16 protein-coding genes are annotated in these 20884 nt (G+C 57.9%); 5 read left to right on the top strand and 11 right to left on the bottom strand.

Translation table 11 applies throughout. From position 1 onward, the window contains the following. Window positions 1-16: 16 nt before the first annotated feature. A complete protein-coding gene (locus AB5Z14_RS07315) occupies window positions 17-1240 on the top strand; it encodes a DUF4357 domain-containing protein (protein ID WP_368130913.1) in 1224 nt (407 codons plus the stop codon). Window positions 1241-1377: 137 nt separating this feature from the next. Here AB5Z14_RS07315 and AB5Z14_RS07310 read toward each other — a convergent pair whose 3' ends face one another. From AB5Z14_RS07310 to AB5Z14_RS07265, 10 genes are all read right to left on the bottom strand, one after another. After that, on the bottom strand, window positions 1378-2442 hold the full coding sequence (locus AB5Z14_RS07310) for a hypothetical protein (protein ID WP_368130912.1): 1065 nt from the start codon (window positions 2440-2442) through the stop codon (window positions 1378-1380). 27 nt (window positions 2443-2469) lie between these two features. Then, window positions 2470-3375 carry a hypothetical protein gene (locus AB5Z14_RS07305; protein ID WP_368130911.1) on the bottom strand — a complete coding sequence of 302 codons (906 nt, stop codon included), beginning with the start codon at window positions 3373-3375 and terminating at the stop codon, window positions 2470-2472. A gap of 21 nt (window positions 3376-3396) precedes the next feature. Continuing rightward, window positions 3397-4263 (bottom strand): hypothetical protein, encoded by an 867-nt coding sequence (locus tag AB5Z14_RS07300; RefSeq protein WP_368130910.1) that lies wholly within the window; start codon window positions 4261-4263, stop codon window positions 3397-3399. A gap of 392 nt (window positions 4264-4655) precedes the next feature. Beyond that, window positions 4656-5282, bottom strand: a complete 627-nt coding sequence (locus AB5Z14_RS07295; RefSeq protein ID WP_368130909.1) for a hypothetical protein — start codon at window positions 5280-5282, stop codon at window positions 4656-4658. A gap of 99 nt (window positions 5283-5381) precedes the next feature. Further along, a complete protein-coding gene (locus AB5Z14_RS07290; RefSeq protein ID WP_368130908.1) occupies window positions 5382-8882 on the bottom strand; it encodes a protein kinase domain-containing protein in 3501 nt (1166 codons plus the stop codon). A gap of 2 nt (window positions 8883-8884) precedes the next feature. Beyond that, on the bottom strand, window positions 8885-9646 hold the full coding sequence (locus AB5Z14_RS07285; RefSeq protein ID WP_368130907.1) for a PP2C family protein-serine/threonine phosphatase: 762 nt from the start codon (window positions 9644-9646) through the stop codon (window positions 8885-8887). Further along, on the bottom strand, window positions 9643-11598 hold the full coding sequence (locus AB5Z14_RS07280; RefSeq protein WP_368130906.1) for an AAA family ATPase: 1956 nt from the start codon (window positions 11596-11598) through the stop codon (window positions 9643-9645). The genes AB5Z14_RS07285 and AB5Z14_RS07280 overlap by 4 nt, the downstream gene beginning before the upstream one ends. A gap of 3 nt (window positions 11599-11601) precedes the next feature. After that, entirely contained in the window at window positions 11602-12198 is a 597-nt protein-coding gene (locus AB5Z14_RS07275) for a 4Fe-4S single cluster domain-containing protein (protein WP_368130905.1), read from the bottom strand. Further along, entirely contained in the window at window positions 12188-13204 is a 1017-nt protein-coding gene (locus AB5Z14_RS07270) for an FHA domain-containing protein (protein WP_368130904.1), read from the bottom strand. Before AB5Z14_RS07270 ends, AB5Z14_RS07275 begins: the two co-directional genes overlap by 11 nt. Before the next feature lie 3 nt (window positions 13205-13207). Beyond that, window positions 13208-14683, bottom strand: a complete 1476-nt coding sequence (locus tag AB5Z14_RS07265) for a hypothetical protein (protein WP_368130903.1) — start codon at window positions 14681-14683, stop codon at window positions 13208-13210. Between the two features lie 190 nt (window positions 14684-14873). On the opposite strand from AB5Z14_RS07265, the gene AB5Z14_RS07260 reads away from it, so the two are divergent. Beyond that, complete coding sequence (locus AB5Z14_RS07260; protein ID WP_368130902.1) at window positions 14874-16139, top strand: protein kinase domain-containing protein; 1266 nt, start codon at window positions 14874-14876, stop codon at window positions 16137-16139. A 114-nt stretch (window positions 16140-16253) separates the two neighbouring features. Here the strand turns inward: AB5Z14_RS07260 and AB5Z14_RS07255 are convergent, their stop codons facing one another. Next, entirely contained in the window at window positions 16254-17477 is a 1224-nt protein-coding gene (locus tag AB5Z14_RS07255; RefSeq protein ID WP_368130901.1) for a zinc-ribbon domain-containing protein, read from the bottom strand. Window positions 17478-17655: 178 nt separating this feature from the next. Here AB5Z14_RS07255 and AB5Z14_RS07250 point away from each other — a divergent pair, with 178 nt between their 5' ends. The 3 genes from AB5Z14_RS07250 (at window position 17656) to AB5Z14_RS07240 (ending at window position 20874) form a co-directional block, all read left to right on the top strand. Then, window positions 17656-17973, top strand: a complete 318-nt coding sequence (locus AB5Z14_RS07250) for a hypothetical protein (RefSeq protein WP_368130900.1) — start codon at window positions 17656-17658, stop codon at window positions 17971-17973. Window positions 17974-17976: 3 nt separating this feature from the next. Further along, window positions 17977-18618, top strand: coding sequence for an FHA domain-containing protein (locus AB5Z14_RS07245; protein ID WP_368130899.1), 642 nt, complete (start codon window positions 17977-17979; stop codon window positions 18616-18618). A gap of 171 nt (window positions 18619-18789) precedes the next feature. After that, window positions 18790-20874, top strand: coding sequence for a serine/threonine protein kinase (locus tag AB5Z14_RS07240; protein WP_368130898.1), 2085 nt, complete (start codon window positions 18790-18792; stop codon window positions 20872-20874). The last annotated feature ends 10 nt before the right edge of the window (window positions 20875-20884 follow it).

Below are 20884 nucleotides of genomic sequence, written 5' to 3'. Positions count from 1 at the left end.
TCGAGAGGATTGCAATATGGGAAAGCCATCCACCGCAAATATAAAGCAAGATAGCGAGGGCCACACCCTTCTACAGATATTCGTAAGCTACCGACGTGCGGACAACATATTCAACCACATGCTCGATATCGTTGACAGAACCCTAGATATGCTCAACACAAGCAAAGATATGCTTGCTTTGACCGACTATCGAATTGACAAGTTCACCGATATCGTCTCCATCGATTACGGGCAGCGCTGGGAACAGAAGATGAATGAAGCTCTCGAAGACTCGGACATCCTGCTTGCTTTCATAACGCCTGGCTATATCGAAAGCAAGAACTGCTGTCACGAATACAATCATTTCCTTGAAAACGCTGAAGGAGAAAATGAGGAAAAAACTGACAAGGATGATAGGCCTCGCCGCTGCATTCCCGTTTTTTGGACAAGCCAAGATAAAATTGAAGCGAATATAAAAAAGAAATATGGCGAAAGCCCCGACGGAGAACCCGCTGCAAAAGAAAAATCCAGTCAAACTAGCTCGGACAGCCATGACGACAAAAACGATCATGACGAGTCACTCGCTAAAGAACAGACCCGCGAAATCCGCGATAAGGAAAGCGGCGACAAAAGCGTCTCCGACAATCCCTCAAAAGATAAGAACTCAGCAAATAACGCCCGTAGCACTTGGGATTCAATCAAAGAGTTCAATGGCCTAGAGGCGGTCCTCCCTAAGTTCATTGAGCTTCTTAAGGACAATGCGCAGGGGTCTGATTACGATTTCGTGAAAGACTGTATCGTTCGCTGGCTTGCTAACAAGATTTTCATCGTTGCAGATTCAATCATTAAGAGCAAACAAATGGTTGAGGAAGAGGATTCTACGATTGCGGAAGCGAAGACGGTCAAGCCATTAGACGACGAGCTTGCCGCCGCACTTTCCGACCATGTGTTTCATCTCTCGACAAAGAGCTCCGAAGGGACCGCTCATGTGTCCGATGGCGTTTTTATCGTCGAAAAAGGCACAAAAATTGCCAGGGATCTTACGGCAAGCTGCCCGGTCTCCGTCATCAAGCAACGCAGCATGCATGCAGACCTCATAGAAGATTGCGTGCTCACCGGTGACATTGCGTTTTCGAGCCCCTCGGCGGCAGCGGGATTCGTAGCAGGCCGAAGCTCCAACGGTAAAACTATGTGGACGACCGATGAAAATAAAACCATCAACGATCTTGAGGAGGAATACAGGATGGGAAAACAGTCGTAAGAGGAAAATGGACTGGAAAGAAAAACCATCCAGCAATAATGAACGAAAAGAAGCGGGGCTCGTAAATGGCCGAGCCCCGCTTCTTTTCGTTCGTTTATGGCCTTGCAGCAAAAGTTACTCTGCCGCTTCAAGAGACCCTACCGCTCCTCCAGCGTCCAGCCCTTCTGGGCGCAAAGGTCACGCAGGGTAGCCACCAGGTCCGCGTTGGTGTTGCTGTCGACCACGATCTTGTCGATGTGATCAGCGGCAATGTTGAGCTTGGGGAATGAGTGGCTGCAACCCGACAGGTTGAGCTCACCGACGTTGCAGGTAATCTCGAGTGCGCCAAGAATGTCATCATTCGAAAGATCAATCTTCTCGACGTCACCCTGAAGGCCTTGGTCAACGGTAAAGAACATTAGATTCTTAAGACCCGAGGCGTTGATGGAACTGACAGCACCCTTAAGGCCCTCGATCTTAAAGGCGTTAAGCTTGGGGCAGACGCTCAGGTCGAGGTCCTGGGTCGTCATGTCGCCAAACTTGAGCACCTCGAGTGCCTCGAGCTCGCTAAAGTCCGCACTCTTGGCGCTTAGGGTATTGATGCCGAGCGTATCGAGCTTGTCCAGCTTGCTAATGGGCGTGAAGTCCGTCACCTCGTCACTCACGACCAGCTCCGTGATGCGCTGGGTCTCCTTGGCGGTCAGCTGGCCATCGTCATCGTTATCGTAGTCGGCAAGCAGCCCGTGCAGGGTATCATCCGTGATCGCATCAACATCGACGAGACCTTTTTCTTTCTTGGTCTCGGAGCCAGAGGCGTCAGTTGAGCTCGACTCTTTAGAGGCGCTCGACGAGGCTCCCCCGCCGCCTTGCACATCACCGACGCCGCCAATCACGGCAAAAGCAGCAACCGCGCCTATGACCACAACCGCCGCAAGCACTACCAGGGCGCGAACGCCGCCCAAGCGAGAAACGGCTTCATTTGCACGTTCAGCCGCCTGTCCATTCGGCTGCCTGGCAGGGCGAGGGATCCGACTTGTCGAACGCCCCGGCGTCTGCTGCGCCTGCCCAGCAGACTGTTCGGTTGCCTGCCCGTTCGGACGCATATTCACCCGCACACCCGGCGTCTCGGCAGCCTGCTCATTAGCCCCGCCCGAAGGCTGCTCGGTCACACGCTGAACCCGTTCGTTATCCCGCCAAGACATGTCGGGCTTAAAATTCGCCATATCGCTTCTCCTCACTTGAGCGCATCGCTACTGCTGCTCCATGGTGTAGCCGTAGTCACTGCTCATTTTTTGCAAATACTCGACCAGGCTGCTGCTCGTGTCGCTGTCGTACAAGATCTTGCCAACACAATTGGGTGTAAAAGTGAAATGGAAGGCATCTTCCCTGCCTGCCCCGCACAGATTGAGCGTTTCGACTCTGCTACCGATCTTCAGAACCTCGAGGTTCACATCGCCCGAAAGGTCAAGCGTCCCAATGCTGCCATCAAGGCCTTCGATCTGGACATTCGTCAACGAGGACATGTTTTTGGCATTCAAGGTATCGACGGGGCTCTCGAGCCTGTTTATGGTAACGCGCTGTAGCTGAGGAAAACGTGTGAGATCAACTTGAGGCACCGAACAGTCGCCAATGGACAGATGAGTGATATTGCTAATGGAGCTTATGTCGTAGCTTTCGCTGTCGTAGTCGCCGATGCCAAACGTCGTGATGTTGTGGAAGTTGGCCAACAGCGGAAGCGAATCAAACGACTCAACGTCGATTGAGCTAGCGTCATCTGCAGTCTCTTGCGAAATATTGCCGTCCTCATCTGCATCGAGCGCTAAGTCCGAGCGCAGCGCCTCGTCCGTAATCTCATCGAGCGTGAGCACTGTGGCCTTTTTCGCTTCTTCCTGGTGGCGCTCCTCTTTTTCTTTTTTACGCTGAGCGCGCGCCGCCTCCTCTTCTTGCTGTTGTTTGGCCTCGGCGCGCTGCTCGGTCTGCCGATTGGTGTCGGAGATGCCGCTTGTGATGGACGTGACCGCCACAATCGCGATGACTATCACCACGGCAAGAACGATCACTACGCGCGGACCGCCCAAGCGGTTCACGATATCGTTGATATCCGATCCGTTGGACCCGGCGCCCCCGCGGCCAGACCCGTTCTGATTAATTGCCATCTGTGTTTCCCCTTCCGGCGCCTACAGGCGGTCCTTGTCGAAGTAATCCGCGTCGCGCCAGTCGCCGCGCCAGCGGTAGGCGTGGGCGTTCTCGCGCGACCAGTCGCTCAGGTGGCGCAGGATGAAGCGGCTCATGTCGTCCGCGAGCGGCTCGATCGGCCCCACGCGCCGCGCCTCGGCCGCATGCTCCCAGAACGAGTACGCCATGAGGTAGAACGTGCCGGCATCGACATAGTCGCCCGGGTAGGCGGGGTCGTCGAACCAGCCGTGGGTGTCGGGCGTGCCGTTTTGCTCGCACCACTCCGCCACGTTGAGGGCGAGGCTCATCAGGGTCGTGTAGTCCTGCGGGTCGCCCGCGGCGAGCGCCTCGTGCAGGTTGGACATGGGGCCCTCGGCGCCGTAGGCCGGGTAGTACAGGTCCCAGATCCTCGACGCCGCGTCGTCGGTGAGCTCCATCTGCGAGGGGCGGTCGCCCAGGCCGTCATCGTAGACGGGCGCGTTGGGATCCTCCCCAGTGAAGGCCCCGACGCCGTAATCGAGCGTGGAGGCGCTGTTGCGGGCGCCGCGGGCGGCGCGGGCCATGGAGCCGAAGACGGAGTAGCCGCTGTGGTAGCCGCGAACCGTCTCGGTGACGAGCCGGCGCAGGCTGGAGTTCGCGTGCGCACGGTCGCGGGCCTCGCGGGTGGCGGCGGAACCGCGGAAGAAATACGTGACGCCGATGATCAGCTGCTTAATGATCATGCTCAAAGGGCCGGCAATGATTTCTGTCAAAACTACGAGAAGACCAATGAATACAACAGCACCCAGAGCGAATGGATTGAATGCGCTATACCCCGGCGCCGGAAGCCCCGTATGCAGCACATCGTCTCCGCCAGTGTTCAAGTACATGCGGTACCAGACCGAGCAGAGCCCCCAAACCGTAAAAATACGCAGTGGAAAAACCGAACAATGGTGGGAATCGCGTCCACGATGCGCGAAAGATTGATGTTAAAGCGAGGGCGATTCGCACCCTCGTTGTTTACCGGAGTAGCTGCCTCCGGATCGCCCGGAAGAGGCACGCCGGCGCGTCGCGCACGCAGGCGGTCGAGACGTTCCTGAGTAGAAACCGTTTGAGCCTGCGGTACTTCTGACGAAATGGACACTCCCGCAGTCTCACCCGCGAACGACGTCGCGTCCTCTTGCTGCCCCTCAGCACGAGCACTATAAAGACGGGCGAGACGCTCTTGCGCCGACAGGCCCTCTTGCTGTTCATCGTTTGCCATATGTTTTGCCTTTACCTATTAGTAATGGAAGTGCGTCTGGGCATAGCGGTTAAGCGCATACCCAAACTCCCTGGTCACCGTCTTGATAGTGTGCGTCTCCATCTTTCTGGTCTGAGGATTACGCCGGTTAAAGACGAACGTGGGCATAAAGCCGCTCACTTCTTGAAACCCGCTCAGAGAATTAAAGGGGATGATAATCGGCGGATTGGAATTGCCCGGAGCGAAAAGCCTGCCCGCCACTGCCTTGCTATGACCCAGGCCTGGAACGAGTGACTTGACCACAGAATGGTTATCGAGCGTTGACCCCTCACGCTTGGCGATAATCTCAAGGTGGTTCTCGTAGATCCTAATGGAACACGGACGTCCATCGTACGAACCCAAACCTTCATTGATCACCACGTCGTTTCGAATCTCACGTTGAGCCATGTTCGAACGCGAGTGTGTATTTGTTTGAGAACCGCGTTGAGACGCCACGTTCTCAATACCCAACATGTCATCAAAGGCAGCCATGGCGCGTCGCTCGGTGTCATGGAGACCGTCATTGCGTTGCGGTGTATTGGGAACCTGCGGTCGAGGCACCACCGGTCGCTGTTGGCGACCATTATTGGAATCCGAGAAAAGATTCCCCAGTCGTAGCGTGGGCATACCATGCTCCTATCGTTTATCAAAATTAACAGGTCACCAAGGAGTCAGAAACCCTCCTTGGCGACCCAAAACGGTTCATGAAAAGAGTGACCCGCTCTATTAGGCGGAAAGGAAAAGGTAGAAAAAGAATGCGCAGATACCAAAGCCAATCAGCATCACAATAAATCCGAAGATACTAAGCAGCTGTGCAATGGTCACGATACCCCAGAGGAAAAACTCGATGACAATCGGCAAGATCCAAGAGAAAAGCCAAGTGCGAATCGACTTTGCACTACCGGGGTGAGCATCGTCTCCAAAGAGAAGCATGACCGCCATGCCGCCAATGAGAATCGCCATTACTACGTCAAGCTTGGTAAACGTGTCGCCATCAACAAACATCGTTCCCATAAACCCAAAGGCGCTGGTGACAAGCGGAACGAAAACGACCAAGCGGCCAGCATAGCGTCCCAGTCTGTCCATCAGCTGCGGATCCATGTAAAACGCCGCCGGCGCACGACCACTTGAAAATGCAAGCGAACCGACCTGAGCAAGAGGCTTGTCGTCTGCCGACATCGCAAGCTCCTCAAAAACTTGCCCCTTACGATCGGCAAACTCAACGAGCTGGAGCAAATATCGTTCAAGCGCATCCGAATTGGCATCAATATCGTTCCTAAGCGCGCTAACACGATCGGTGGCCGAATAAGAGCGCAGAAGATTGAGGGCGAGAAAACCAAAGCAGCCAATAAACGCAACCGCCAGGAAAATGCCCGCAAGCGGACCAAACGAACCCCACGAAACAATCAGCTGACCAAAGGCACCACGGGAGCACATGATAAGGATGCAGTAAAGAAGCGCCACAAGAACGGTATACATCAAAACACCCCGCTGCTCCTTCTTTATGGCAGCAGCGCGAGCATCGCTATCGGCAATGCCCTCAACGACACCGTAATCACGTGTATCCTGCTCGATAGCGGCCTTTAAGGAGCCGTCTGCAACACCGCGGCTATCCTCGAGGAACTCAGCATATTCGGCAGAGGAGATCAAACTTTCATCTGCAAGAAGCCTTATGCCGCGAGTAGCGAGCAACCGCTCGTCAACGCCCTGAGATATAAGCTCGGCAACATAGCCGCGTGGCACGGCATCGCCGCCGACCTGAGCGCAAAACAGCGCATTGCGCGTGCAGGGGCGCGTTCCGTGCTTTCCGTCGACTTCCCAGCCGTTCACATACGGAACAGGCGTGAGCTCCATATCTTCCCGAAGCTTGATTCCCTCAAGACGCGCGTTGGAACCCGCCTGGATGAGCATGGAAACGGCAGTGTTTGCCGGCGGATTCAATCCAAGCAGGGCAATTTTAACCGCCTCGCCCACAGAGCCTTGGGCCGAGTCGTAGAGGTCGGTGTGGGCGGCAAGCCACAGCCAAGCAGCATAGCTACCAAACTTACGATAAAACGCGCGAACCGCTTTCTTATTGACCGCGACCTTATCCATATAATCGATCACGACATCTATATCGACGGCTCCGTGCGAAGTTGCCGCATCTCGAGCCGAGATAATTGCCGCCATCTCAGAAACGCCCGCAAAATTGAGCAAGAATTCATCCAGCTTGTGAGCCGACGAGCAAACGCCAAAAAACGCCGCCGGACGATTAACAACCGACATAAGCACCGTCTGAGCAGCAGAACTTTTCTCCTCGTTGCGCGTCAGCAACCCCTTGAATAAACAAGCAGCGAAATGAGGATCACTTGAGTGCAGCGCCAACTTTTCGAGTTCATGAATATCGACAGCAAGCTTTGCGCGTTCATCGTTGAGATCGTTTTCTTGAGAAAGAATGCGAGATAAAAATCCCGAAGGCAGCACACCTGACGATTTTGACCCGTCGAGACCGGACAGAACGGCGTAGCGATCAATTTCGGTGACATCCATCTTGGCGATGCGTGCCGGGAGGGCATCGCTCGCATCGGTGAGCGAGACATCCTCGCCGCGCCACGACATAATCTTGCCGTTGGACATCTCATAGATGACGCAAGCAAGGGCCAGGTCGGGATTGGACGCTGTCTGGATATCCTCTTCGACCAACTGGTGAATCCTGGTCTGCAGGTCATTTTCACCCCAGTCGCCCATCAGGTTTTCGAGCTGCTGCTGGCTCATGCGAAGCTTGGCCTCGTCCCAATTGGAGGACAGCGTGCGAGCGAGCAACACCGGATCGCTATACAGCTTGCCGGCAAACTCGTAAGGTTTGCGTGCGCTACCGGCATCCATGGTGGGAAGTTTGCGATAGAAATGTTCTGGGTCGGCCATCCAGTCTTTGACCTCTTCGTAGCCAAAGCGCTCGCCCGATAGCTCAAACGTCAAACCCTTGAGCAGGTTCCCCAAGGTCGCATCTTCCGGATGGTTGAAGTCTGCAGGCTCGCCCGTCTCTTGGCGATCGGAAAGCGTATTGTCGTTTATGAACTCCTGCAGCGGATGGACATTGTTTTCGTAGAGCGTCCAGATCGTGTAGCCAAACGAATACCAGTCGTTTCGAGGGTCGACCATGCCACCACGACCGGGCGTGTAGCCGTCGGAGCGCGTCATGGTGTTCGTCAGTCGGCTGTCAAATCCGGCAAGCGAGCGGGCGGAGCCATAATCTCCGAGCACGATCTGCTTGTCGTACAGGTAGACATTCTGCGGCTTAATGTCACGATGGACAATGCCAAGCTCGGTATGAAGCAACTCGATTGCCTGGCTGAGCTCGGGAATCACGCGGCTCTTAACCATATTCTTGCTACGGGGACGATCAAAAAGGCATGTGGCCAGCGGCGTAATGGAAACATCCCACAGCTGAGGAGCCGCAGCCCCCACTTCGGTCGCGCTCAGGCCCTGGTGCAGATAGGCAAAGATGGGCAGCAGATGCGTCTGAGACACGGGGCGGCCATTGAGCCCCATTACGGCGCTTACCACCTTTTGATATGCCGAACGCTCGGCGCCCACAAGAGGCTTAAAGACCTTGGCAACGCATGCCAAACCATCGCTCACCCGCTCGGCGGCAACAATGCTAGATTGACCGCCATGGCCAATGACCTGTCCCAAATGAATAATAAACTGCTGCCCGTCATTCGAGACAACCGTCGCATCCTCCGCAACAAAAGGCGAGGCAGATGCAGCGGCAGCATGTGCGCCCCCACGAGAAACGGTCACCGTTTCACCGTTGGGACTGGCCGTGGCGCCGCGCGAGACAGTTACCGTCTGGCCGTCGGGGCTCGCAGCGCGCGGCACCGTGACAGTTTCGCCTGCCGCAGAAGTACCAGGGCGTGAAACAGTAACGGTCTTGCCGTCGTCGGAAGCACCAACAGACGGCCTCGCAACCGTTACTGTTTCACCATTCGATTCAGTCATCGGACGATGCACCGTTACGGTTTCGTTTGTCGATGGCGTACCGTCGCGGCGGACGGTGACCGTTTCACCAGATGCCGGAGCGTCGGCTCGACGCACCGTCACGGTCTCTCCAGGCGCAGAAGCCTGGTCGCCACGGTTCACGGTAACCGTCTCTCCCCCTACGGGCGCATTCCCGCTGCGCACCGTTACGGTCTCATCATTGTCATTGCCGCCATCTCGGTGTACCGTAATCGTCTCATCAGACATGGCTACTCCCCCACTTCAATTACAATCAGCGTTGCATCGTCCGTCGAGCCGTTCACCCGAGCCTCGGCATATAGCTCTTCGCACAACTGCGCACATGTCGAATCGCTCGCAAGCATCTGCTGCAAACGCTCCTGCGCAATCTGTCCATCGATACCATCGGAACAGATCAGATAGCGATCGCCCGGAAGCATCACGGTCGTCTTGACCTCAAGATTGCGACCGCCCTGATTGAGTCCAATCGCGAGCTCAATACAATGCGAAACGGCGTCGTCTCTGTATTCAGCGCCAACGCCGCCCACGCGCCGCTCAGGCGTGTGGTCACAGCTAAGCACGGCAAGCACGCCGCCACGCAGTCGGTACACGCGAGAATCGCCGGCATTAAAAACAGCACCGTGCCCGTCAGGAGCAACCACGAGGCCAGCAACCGTGGATGCGGCAACAGACAGTCCATAGCGAGCCGCATACGTCTCAACATCATTCTCGGCTCGCTCGCCCGCCATGCGTAGGCGCTCCTGTAACGCGTTGACGGCATCGGTATCAAAGACGCGCACGGCCTGCGCAAACGCCTGAGCAGCAAGCGTCGAGGCGGCCGCTCCGTGCCCGCCTTCGCTCACGCCGTCAAAGACTGCCATGCAGCCCATCTCGCGCTCGCAATCGCCTACCAGGCCATAGCAAAGGACGTTACCGTCAAGAAGCAAACGGTCCTCGTTGACGGGGTGATTGGTTCCCGCTTGGGTTTTTGCTGCAGCGATAAACTTCGTCATCGCCAATCGCCTCCCATCGATCCGGGCACGAGCTCAAATGCGATATGCGCATCATCGCCCTCGCCCTGCGGCACGGCGCGTGCCACCATACCGGGGCGACCGCGCCACTCGGCGCGGTGCTCAAACAGAAAATCGGAAAGCCCGTTAAGGTAACCGCTCTCTACCAGGTTACCAATGCCGCGGCCGCCCTTGGCCTTGACGGCGTCCGTCATGGCAATGGAGTGCAGCAGCTCGCGGGCGGCATCGGTCGCCTCAACCGTAATATCGGGCTGTGCCTTATGCACGTTGCGGTTAACGGCATCGATCTTGGAATTGAGGATCTGAAGCGCCACGGCATCGTCGATAAAGTTGAAGATCACCACGTTGTCGCCGATACGACCCAAGAACTCGGGCTTAAACTCGCGATCCATCTCGGTGCGCACGCGCTCGCAAATCTCGTCATAGGGCGTGTTGGGCGCGATGGTATTACGAACTTCGTTGCCCTGGGCATCGATCTCGATCTTGGAAAAGCCGATGTTGCTCGTAAAGAAGATGACCGTCTCAGAGAAGTACACGGTATTGCCCTGGCCATCGGTCAGGCGTCCATCTTCGAGAATCTGCAGGAACTTGTCCATAATGCTCGGCGCGGCCTTCTCGATCTCGTCGAAAAGAACCACCGAGAACGGATTGGCCTTGACCGCATTGGTAAGCTGGCCGCCCTCGGCATAGCCCACGTATCCCGGAGGAGCGCCAAAGAGCTTTTGATCGGAGTTCTCGGCACCGTACTCGGACATATCAAAACGCAGCATGCTGCGCTCATCGCCAAAGAGGAGCTCCGTAATGGCCTTAACGATCTCGGTCTTACCGGTACCGGTGGGACCGCTCAAAAACAGGACGCCTTTGGGCTTGGAACCAGACGAATGGGTGGCACCCGAAAGGCCCATAACGGAGCGCTTGAGCACGGTGACGGCCTTCTCAACGGCCTCGTCCTGACCCTTCACGCGGTGCTTGATCTTTGCCTCGGGATCCTCTTCGAGCTTCTCGAACATCTGCTGCCATTTGTTCTCGCGAAAACCGTACTTATACACGTCGACGAGCTTGGGAAGGATGGCCTCGATGGAAGCATCGGGGTTTTGCATATCGCGCTGATACATGCGCTGCAGGCCCTCGAGCTCCTTAACGCTCATGCCGTCGGTGGTATCGATAAAGCGACGCACCGCACGGTCATCGGAATCGGACAGCGCCTCACCAAAGCCAAACTTGCTCTGAATATAGGCTTCGCGCATATCGCGGTCGGGATGCGGCAGCGTGATGGTGCGCAAGAAGGGGTTCTCCTCGATAAACCACAAGGGCAGGTTGCGCACGTTATCCGTTACCAGAATGAGCGTATTGACGGCCGTACGGTTAATGAGACGAGCCTTGCTGGCACCAAGGTACAGGTTAAGGAAGAACTGCGTCTCGTCGGGCATAAGGCCGGTCGAGGAGGCAAGCAGGCGCGACGCCATGTTGACGATCACGCAAAGCGGCTTAGCCTCGGTGCCGCCATCGGGATTGTCGTTGTATTTAAGGCGCAACATTGAGCGGATAACCTCGCCATATGATGGCAGGCTCGACTGCTCGGTGGCATATGCTTGGCGGCCATCGGCGATGCAGGCGTTCGCCTCCATCATGCGGTCGTCGCTCTTGGAAGCCTCGTCATGAGCCAGCGACACCAGGCGCTTGCAATCGACGTTGCCCATGCTGCTCGAAAACAGCTGGATGGGATCGAAATATGCCACGTTGTACTCAACTGAGCCATTGGCGTCTTCAAAAAGGCCGCGCACGACCTCGGCGAGCTCCGAGAACTGAAGGCCGCCGTCGACCACATCGGGATACTTGTCGTTCACGTTGCCTTCAAGGATAAAGAGGCTCTTCACCCCTTTAAAGTTGAGCATCTCGCGCTGCCAGGATTGGCGCTCGAAATCAGTTGCCATGTGTTAACCCTCCTTGGCAGAAAATTCATGGTGGTAACGGTCGGCAATACCAACGGTGATAACCGTGCCGTCCTGGACATAGTTTTGAAGCTGACGAGGCTGCTGAAGATACTGGTCGTAATCATCGTGTGGGCGGTCGCTCAGGTAAATTACGCGCTGGTTAGTCGAGCCGCGCAGCGCACAATCGGGCACGTTGAGCTCGTCTACGTACGGACCGTCAATCAGCACATCGATAAGAGACTTAAGCGTCTTCCACGTATCCGCACCGATCACTTGTGGCAGCTCCTCAAACGTGAAGCCGGTGTAAACGAGAATGTCGTCGTAAGCACCGCGGATTGTTGCCAGCAGCTTCACGAGCTCTGATGCCTGCTCGAGCGGATCTCCACCCGAAACCGTCAGCCGATGTACGCCGTGCTCGCGTGCGGTATCGAGCAACATCTGCGCAAGCTCATCAACATCGACATCCTGCTCGGGCAGCTGGTTGCGCCATTGGGGCGAAATACATCCGGCGCAACGCTTTGAACAACCAGCGGTCCAGACAACAATACGTTCTCCCGGACCCAGCGAGACGACGGGGGCAAGCACATGGCTAACGAACATCGGCGTAATCCTCGCCCGGATCGAGTGTACGGTACACGGCCGAGGTACGTGCAAGCGAGCAACCGCATTCCTCACAGCCATCCCCAACCTTTGCACGCTCATCAGCAACGAGATGCAAACGACCGCACTCGGGGCACTCGACAAACCAGCCCTCGACACCAGCAGACTCACCAGCAGCATGAACAACCGGTGCCGCAGCAGACGTGGGCTGAGGCGCAGACCAAGCCTGGGTCTGCACGGGTTGCGCCGCAGGCGGTTCCTCCACAGCAACCGTCAGACGCAATTGAGCAAATTCGCCAGACGCAGCCGGAATGAGTAGCGTATCGCCGGTATGAATCGGCTGGGCCACGCCGGGAACCAAGTTGAGAATCTGGCCGCCACGCATAAGAGCCGTTCCGTTATTGGACCCCTCATCGGCAACCATCCATGTGCCCCGCTCAAAACGAACGCTGGCATGCTGCCGGGACATGGCAAAGTTCGAAGCCATAGAAGGAAACGCGTTGCGTCCAAGCACGGCAGCGTCCGTGAGACGAAGCTGCTCACCCATTACTGGATCGGCAAGCGTAAGCGCGGGAGCCGCGGGAGTAGCTGCAGCATTCGCCATGGGTTGCGGCGCGGGCTGCGGCATTGGCGCAGGCGTCGGCCGTGGCATCGGCGCAGGCGTCGGCTGCGGCACAGGAACCGGAGCAGGTTGCGGAACGGGCATGGGGGTAGGCTGCGGCGTGGGAGCAGGAACAGCCTGATGTGCCTGCTGGGGCGCGGGACGCTGAGGCCGCGAAGCACCGCCCATCGATGATGTCGCAGGATAGACGGCGGGAGCCGGACGCTCAGCGACCGCGGCGGCAAAGCCGGACGCTGAGGCGGCCGGCGCCTCGGGTGCCGAGACCGCGGGCGCAGGGACCGAAGGCGCGGGAACCGCACCAGCGGGACGCGGCGTCCCGCAGTCCTCGCACATATCGCGGGCATCATCGTTCATAAGACCACAGATAGGGCATTCCCATGTCATGGTTTACCTCATTTCCCTTTGCTTGAGCTGACTTGCTTGACGGCGATTACGCAGGCGACGCTCCGCATCTGCGGAAGGCGTGGGCGGCACGTAATCGTGCGGGTGAATCTCGACGGCGGTCTGGGGATCAGCGGGTCGAACAAAATGACCAGGGGCGTCGGACGCGACAACAACGCCGCGTTCTTTAAGGTCTTCCTTAAACTGCTGGTAAAAATCGCAGAACTCAACTTGGTCCTGAACGACTTTGTCGACCGTCGCTTGATCTTGGGCTTTCATATCTTTGATGACGGTGGGATTAACCGGATCTTCCGAAAACTCGGATGGATCGGCCTCGACAACTCGCATCACAAGCTGCTGTTCGTGCGATCCCTTAAGGACGGCAACCGCCTTGCGCTTGTTCGTGTCGAAGATAAGGCGCCACGGCTTGCCAGACCCATCCATAACCGCATAACGGACAACGTCAGCCCCGTGTTCGGCCATAACCTCGTTAACGCAGCGCTCGATGTATTCGTCTTTAGCCGCCGAAGCAAGCGCGGCGTCTGCGGCATCCACGGCAGCGTACAAATCCTCAATCTCATGAGGCCGCCTGAGCACCGTCGGACGATGATAGCGTTCATTAAGAAGATCAACGCGCAGGCGGTATTCCTCATACTGCTCATGAAGCTCATTCGACTCATGCTGAGCGCTTTTCATCACATGCTCGAAGTCCTTGAGAATCTTCATGGCGGCAAGACGCTGTTCCTCGCTCGAATCCGGACCAAGCGCGCTAAACGAAGCACGGGCGGTCTCGAATTTTGCACTTAGGCGATTTCGTAACGTCATATCGAGCACCTCATCCTGCATGAGCGGGATAATGCGCGCCGCCCACTCTTCAAACGCGCGCGCTGCATCCTCAAAGGAACCCGCCGTGGAGCTTGCGGTGGTGTCCGCAATATGCAAGAGTGCTTTCTCGAGGTCGATGGAACCGTCGCGGGCAACGTCGTAGTCGATTGCCTTTAGGAGACCCTGGGCCCTGAGCTTTTCGGACGTCTGCGCGGCATCGATACGGCTCTGGCCCATCTCTGCCCTGCGATGGGTATGAGCATCGAAAGTTAACGTCGGAATCAAAGTGTGAAGCGTCGCCGCCAGCTGAGCCAACGCCGACTCAGTTCGAATCCGCGTCACCGTGCCTCGACCCATGACGATCTCTTCGCCCACAAGCGGTCCCGTCACGTTTTTTCTCGAATATTCGTCGATTACGCTATCCAACGCGGCGCGTGTCGACTCATCCATATCGGGAAACTCAAGGAGTATCTGCGACTTGATATCCAAAAGCCCATGTCTGTAGTCCTTGACGGCGCTTTCAGCCTCGGCGCGCTCCGCCTCAATGCGCAGCGCCGCTGCCCCGGCAACAATTGCAGCAGGGGCCAATGGCATTGCCAGCGGTGCAGTGGCTATTCCGGCAGCGACTACAAAATTATCTCCCACCGAGCCGCTCATTATCACGTTCCCTTCTCCATGGATAACGGGGCCACCCCGGTCATCAAGCGTTTTTATTGCCTCATTTCTACCGCCGCTTTGCGCGATTCTGTTGCGCAACATTGGCGAGCGGCAGATTTGCCGATGTTGCGCAACAGAAGGCAGCGGCTAGCGCATATCCTGCTAATGGAAGAAAGGATGAAAGCGCGCCATGACCGGATCCTACGAAGAAGTTCGACTCGTCAAATTTCATACGCCAGCGCTGCTCTCCGAGCGTGAGCAGGCTGCGGCACGGCGTCGCTTCTGCACGCTTCTCGTTCCGCCGCAAAAGGGCGGCTTTGGCGGCAACGCTTATGTCCGCCGCGTCCAGAGCGGCGATCGCGCTTTTGAGCTCGCGCTTAAGATGCCGCGCCCCGATGCCCAGCCCGAGCAAGAACAGCTCAACCGAGATACTTTGGAAGAGGAGTACCGCACGCTCTCCGTCGTATCCAATCTAAGGGGTTTTCCCGATGTCTATGGTTTTGGCTACACGGCAGACGGAACTCCGGCGCTGCTCATGGAGTGGGTTGACGGCGTCTCGCTTCTTGATGCACGGCCAGCTCTGAGTGATGGCGCTGAAACCTGCCCCGGTGATATCGTCGCCGCGCTGGGTCTGAGCGTGCTCAAGATCATCTTGTCCACGCAATCGCTCGACACGCCCTTTGTCCACCGCGACCTCTCCATGCGCAACATCATGCTGCGTCACGATCGCATCCCGCTCGAGGAGCAGGTCTCGAATGGCTATTTTGACATCTGCCTGATCGATATGGGCAGTGCCAAGCTCGTTAAACCGGACTTTTCCTTTACCGTCGACGTCAACGCTTTTCGCGGTGCCACGCCGGCATACGCGGCACCCGAAATGCTGGAGCGGTTTAAGGCCGACCCCGGTGCGCGCGACAATCCCGCCGTCGATATCTATGCGCTGGGAAGCATCCTCTACGAGCTTTATTGCGGACATGCCCCCTTTGAGGCAGAGCTCAGGCGCTCCGGAGACCACGCGCGCCTCAAGCGCACCGTGCAGCCGCAACCCCTTGCGCCCGCAACTCCCTGCGAGCAGGGCTTGGTCAACGCGATCATGGCTTGTCTTGCGGTATCACAAGACGCGCGCCCTTCGGCAAACGAGCTCGCGGCACGGCTCGAGCCTTTCGCCCGTACGGGTGCTCCGCGAAAGCGCCGGCCCGTGGCGGATCGCGGCGGCGTCACTGCCATGGTGGACGCCACAGCCCCTGCAAACGCGGCCGCGCCAACCCGCGCGGCAGCTCAGGCACAACCCGCATCGCGGCCAACTCCATCCACCGAGACAGTCCGCAGCGCCGAGTCCATACGTCGAGCGCGCCTTGCCGTCAAACGTCAACGCTCGATGGCACTCACGATGGTGATCGTCGCCTTTGTGGTGATAGTGGTTATACTCGCCCTCGCATCCGCCGGCATGCTTTAGCCGGCGGCAGCACCAAGGCCAGCTCATAGACCCCCGCATGAAAAAAGCGGCGGCGGCCGCAACTCTCGATAAAGCCGCGCCCGCCACCGCTTCACGCATCGCATGCAGGCAGCACTAGGAGATCAAAAGCTCAAAGGAATCCGTAATGCGCGTTCCCATGTTAACGGCACCGTCCCCCGATTCGACCGTGGTATTCAGGTAGTACTTGCCGTTCTTCTTTTTTCGCACACCCGCCACCGTAAGGTCGCAGTCTTCCTCCTCGACGGGAAGCGAGAACTCAAAGCCCTTGTTCCTGACAAACGTTCCGGTGACGTCCGTATAGGTGCGATAGACATCACCATCGGACTGGGCGACGGTTTTTTCGGCGTTGTAGGTATCGTGGGCATGCAGCGTGGCCGAGATGTCTGCAACCACTTCGCCGGAATCGCTGATGCTCTTAAACACAATCACAAGGTCGTTTTTGCTCGCGCCGTAGCAAGTATGGCCCCAAGAGTTGCCCGTCTCCTTAAGTGCCCCACGCCACGTGGTGTTGGCAAAGCTCGTGGGCTTATCGATGTTGAGCTTCGCCGTGCTACCAGAGGTCGTGGTGGTCGACGAGGTCGCATTGCCCGTCGCGGAAGAGCCCTCGGCATCGGAGCTGGCGTCCTCGCCGTTCTTGCTTGCAGTCTTGAGCTCGGCTTTGGCATCCTTTAGATCCGCCTTGGTCTGGTCGAGATCGTCTTGCGTCTTTTTAAGCTCGTCCTTGGAAGATTCAAGCTGCTCCTTGAGCTTTTGGATCTGCTCTGTATTTTGCGGATGAGCCAAGCCGTAGGAATAGCCCGCCCAGCCGGTTCCAGCACACAAGGCAGCAACGACAATAACGCCAGCAGCAATGGCGGGCGCATACGACTTGCCCAGGCGCTTACGCGCCAGTTTGTACTCGGCCTTGGCGGTCTTGAGGCTCTCGCGGTCTTGCTCGAGCTGCTCTTCCTCGCTGAGCGGTGTGGAATCAAGATCGGCATGGTAAGCCGGCTGGGTCTCCGCGTCCTCGATCGTAGTGCCAAAGTCTGACAAGGGATCGACTACGCGGGTGGCAGCGGGGTCGGGCTCGGGCGCGCCGGCATTCGCTGCCGGGTGCGAATCTGCCAACGGAGCGTCGCCCGTCTTAGGTATCTCTACCGTTGCGGCAGTGGCTGCCTCGCCATCTCGCCACGAAAAGGCCGGGCTCTGCGACACGGTCTGGGGCGTGGCGTAGAGGTCTTCGGGGGCCGCCGGCGCGGCATCGGCAAGGGGCGATCCATACTCGGAGCAAAAACTAGCGTCATCGGGCAATAATGCACCGCAATAAGGGCATTCCATGGGGCACAACCTCTCAAATGTATCGTTTGCAACCATCCTGCAATTTGGTGTGTATGCCCTATAATGTCTCAACAGTTATGTAAAGCGTTGCGCAACATTTATTGAGTCGACATGCTCAAGCGCAATCAATTTCTATCATGTTTGCTGTACGTCATCGAAGTTATCTAGGGAGGCGACCATGGCGGCGGAAACACCGTGCTCGGTCCTCTACAACGATATCCGCTCGTTTGGCGGTCTTAAGCATCTCGAGATCGCCCGCATGCTCATTAACGGCAACTCGTATGCGGGCAGCGCCTTACTCGACAAATGTTCCACCAACCGCTCGTATCTCACTCGCTACATTGTCCACCGCGAGCCCGATCAGTGTGCGCCGGGTATCTACAATGACTTCACCGTCTCTACACTTAACCTAGCCGCCGCCATCGGTAACAAACTTGGTGGTGGCGAGCGTGCCTACCAGGAGCTATCTGACCATTACAGCGGCCCCGCGGCCTAGGCGATGATGTCGATTCTCGCCGAATATGGCCTCGACGATCGACTCTACGCCAACGCCTTGGGGCGCATTCGCAGCTCCGATGACCATAGCCCCCGCGAAAAGAGCACGCTCTTCCTGATGCTCTTTGTGGCGACGGGCGCACTTGCCGATCCCGCTCAGGGCGTAGCAACCGTTGAGCGCTTTTGCGATAACAAGACAGGCGGGCACTTTGGAACCACCGAGACCACCGTCGGCCGTGGTTTTTTGCGCAGCTTGGATCAACCGCGCACCGTCGCCCCCAACCTCGGTTTGCTTAGGACGCACGCCGGCAACAGCGTTGACATGCAGATCCATCCGCTCACGCGTGACCCGCGCGGCACCGTAATCGGATCGCTGCCCAAGACATCGCCCAGCATCACCGACGTGGGTGCCGATGCATCGCGCGAGCACTTGCGCATTTGGCTCGAAGGCGGACGCTGGTACGCTCAGGGCCTTGGGTCGACGAACGGCACCGTGCTCGAATCGGGCGCGGGCGACGGCGACATTGTGATTGAGCCGCCACGCGACCAACGCGAGCCCGGCAAAATCTATCCCCCGGTGGAAATCGAAAACAGCGACCGACTCCATTTGGGTCTCTACACGACGTTCCTTGTCATTGTGGACTAACGCGGGCGGCGATCGAAAAACGGTCGCCGCCCGTCTTCTGTCTTCTACCTTCTGCGTCGTAAACGACAATACTCAGGGGCTTATGCTGATGGTGCGGCTATCATGGTAATTTGCCGATAGCCGCACCGCCAACGTATACGCGCGGCAACCCATGCCAGACAAAGGAACGCCATGGATACTACCGATAGCGCCTATGGCGACAAACTTATCCGCCTCGACACGTTCGACACCGCCATGGCGGTCGACCCCAGCGCCGAGGACGACGCCAAGCGCCGGTTTATGACGCTCATCCTGCAAACGGACCATCACAGCAACGGCAACATCGGCCATGTACTGCGTGCAACCAACACCAACGGCGAGGTCTTTGCCGTTAAGCTGCTGGCAGACAACGCCATCCTTTCCGGCGAGACGCCCGATCGCTCCGCCGAGCAATCGGCCGCGCATCTGGCCAATACCGCCGCGCTGTTCGAGGAGTACCGTCACCTGTGCACCGTCTCGCACCTGCGCGGATTTCCGCGTGTCTATGGCTACGGTTCTTGCGAGGACAACCCGCTCATCCTCATGGAGTGGGTCGAGGGCACCTCGCTCAAGCAGACGCTGCCCCTGCTTCCGCACGATACCTCGGGCGGGCTAACCACCCAGATGGTCGCCGCCGTCGGAAACGCCGTGCTTCGCGCGCTCTTGATGACCCAAGGCCTCGTGAATCCGGTCGTCCATCGCGATCTGTCGCCCGCCAATATCATGTTCCGCACCACCAGTCGAACGCTCGAGCAGCAGATTGCCGACTGCTCCTTTGACCCCTGTCTCATCGACATGGGCTCCGCCACTATGGCCCTCAGCGATGACACGATCACCCGACGTGCCGACATCTGGCGCTTTGCCACGCCCGCATACGCCGCGCCCGAAATGCTCACGCAGGATATCGAAGGCATCGCGGCCCTTCGCCGCTCGCCCGCCATCGACGTCTATGCGCTTTCGAGCATTCTGTACCAGCTCTACAGCGGTCGTAAACCGTTCGATGTCGAGTCGACGGGCGCTGCGGCAACCGGCTCGTTCTATCTCATAAAGACCAAGACAAAACCGGCGCCGCTCGAGCCGCGTTGCGAGGGCGACAAAGCGCTTGTCCAGATCATCATGAAAGGTATCTCGGTTGAACAGGGCGATCGCCCCACCGAGCAGCAGATGCTCGAGGCGCTCTCGACATACCTTCCCGCTGCAGAATCTGAGGGCCGCGAGGGCGCGGGCAATGACGCCGTGATCGACATCGACTCCGGTACGCACCTTAAGGTCGACGTCGCTGGCGAGCGCGCGCGAGAGATCCTGGAGCAGGCCCGGCATGATGCCATGACCCGCCGCCGCTTTATTATCGGCGGCGTCGTTGCAGCCGTTGCGGGACTCGGCGTCATTGGCGCGGCAACCCATGGCTTTGGCATCCCCGACTACCTGGACGGCATCCGCAGCTCGCTTGACGACTACACCTGGGATCAGCTGCAGGAGATTTCGCTCAAGATCAAGGCTGCCGAGACCCGCAGCGAGGCGCGCGAGATTGCCAAGCGCTATCACCTGCTCGACGCCGATGGACATATCCCCTATCCGTGCACCAAGCGCGTAACGCTCACCAACGGGCTGAAGGTCGGCGCGCAACTTGTGGGCATCCGCCACGACGAGCTTTTGGACGGGACGGGCAGGGCCGGGCTGACGTTTATGTTCGATGCCGGCATTGCCGAGCGCGATGCTGCGGCTGAACCGCCGAGCGCCGGCTGGGCAGATTGCGAGCTGCGGGCATGGCTCGATGGCGGCGGCCTTAAGCTGCTGCCCAACGAGCTGCGCGCGCTTATTAAGGCCGTCAAGAAGACCTCGAACAACGTGGGCGTCGCCAGAAGCGCTTCGTGTCTGAGCGAGCTGCCCGCGACGCTCTGGCTGCCCGCCATGGTCGAGCTCTGCGGCGTACAGCCGCCCGATTCGTTTGCCGAGGACTATCACTACCTGGCAGACATCTACAACGGCGAGGGCAAGGAGTACCAGCTCTTCCGCGAGCTCAAGGTGAGCCCGTATTCCACGAACGAGACGATGGTCCGCCAGTGGAAGGGCAAGGACACCTGCTGGTGGGAGCGCACGGTGAGCCCCGACACGTCGGAGACCGAAGGCACGCTCTACATAAACCGCGTGGGACACGACGGCGACGTCTTTATGTACGCAACGCCCGCGGACAATCCCAAAAAACGAACCTGTGTGGTTCCCGGGTTCTGTATTTAGGGAGCGGGTG

The sequence above is a fragment of the Collinsella aerofaciens genome (assembly GCF_040910265.1).
Lineage (GTDB): Bacteria > Actinomycetota > Coriobacteriia > Coriobacteriales > Coriobacteriaceae > Collinsella > Collinsella aerofaciens_BK.
Note: the sequence above shows the minus strand (reverse complement) of the source record. Positions and strands in the feature narration are given on the sequence as shown.

Bases quoted from the DNA above. Each gene is read 5' to 3' on its own strand.
- AB5Z14_RS07315 (WP_368130913.1), top strand. From the start codon at position 17: ATGGGAAAGCCATCCACCGCAAATATAAAGCAAGATAGCGAGGGCCAC.
- AB5Z14_RS07310 (WP_368130912.1), bottom strand. From the start codon at position 2,442: ATGGCGAATTTTAAGCCCGACATGTCTTGGCGGGATAACGAACGGGTT.
- AB5Z14_RS07305 (WP_368130911.1), bottom strand. From the start codon at position 3,375: ATGGCAATTAATCAGAACGGGTCTGGCCGCGGGGGCGCCGGGTCCAAC.
- AB5Z14_RS07300 (WP_368130910.1), bottom strand. From the start codon at position 4,263: ATGTACTTGAACACTGGCGGAGACGATGTGCTGCATACGGGGCTTCCG.
- AB5Z14_RS07295 (WP_368130909.1), bottom strand. From the start codon at position 5,282: ATGCCCACGCTACGACTGGGGAATCTTTTCTCGGATTCCAATAATGGT.
- AB5Z14_RS07290 (WP_368130908.1), bottom strand. From the start codon at position 8,882: ATGTCTGATGAGACGATTACGGTACACCGAGATGGCGGCAATGACAAT.
- AB5Z14_RS07285 (WP_368130907.1), bottom strand. From the start codon at position 9,646: ATGACGAAGTTTATCGCTGCAGCAAAAACCCAAGCGGGAACCAATCAC.
- AB5Z14_RS07280 (WP_368130906.1), bottom strand. From the start codon at position 11,598: ATGGCAACTGATTTCGAGCGCCAATCCTGGCAGCGCGAGATGCTCAAC.
- AB5Z14_RS07275 (WP_368130905.1), bottom strand. From the start codon at position 12,198: ATGTTCGTTAGCCATGTGCTTGCCCCCGTCGTCTCGCTGGGTCCGGGA.
- AB5Z14_RS07270 (WP_368130904.1), bottom strand. From the start codon at position 13,204: ATGACATGGGAATGCCCTATCTGTGGTCTTATGAACGATGATGCCCGC.
- AB5Z14_RS07265 (WP_368130903.1), bottom strand. From the start codon at position 14,683: ATGAGCGGCTCGGTGGGAGATAATTTTGTAGTCGCTGCCGGAATAGCC.
- AB5Z14_RS07260 (WP_368130902.1), top strand. From the start codon at position 14,874: ATGACCGGATCCTACGAAGAAGTTCGACTCGTCAAATTTCATACGCCA.
- AB5Z14_RS07255 (WP_368130901.1), bottom strand. From the start codon at position 17,477: ATGGAATGCCCTTATTGCGGTGCATTATTGCCCGATGACGCTAGTTTT.
- AB5Z14_RS07250 (WP_368130900.1), top strand. From the start codon at position 17,656: ATGGCGGCGGAAACACCGTGCTCGGTCCTCTACAACGATATCCGCTCG.
- AB5Z14_RS07245 (WP_368130899.1), top strand. From the start codon at position 17,977: ATGATGTCGATTCTCGCCGAATATGGCCTCGACGATCGACTCTACGCC.
- AB5Z14_RS07240 (WP_368130898.1), top strand. From the start codon at position 18,790: ATGGATACTACCGATAGCGCCTATGGCGACAAACTTATCCGCCTCGAC.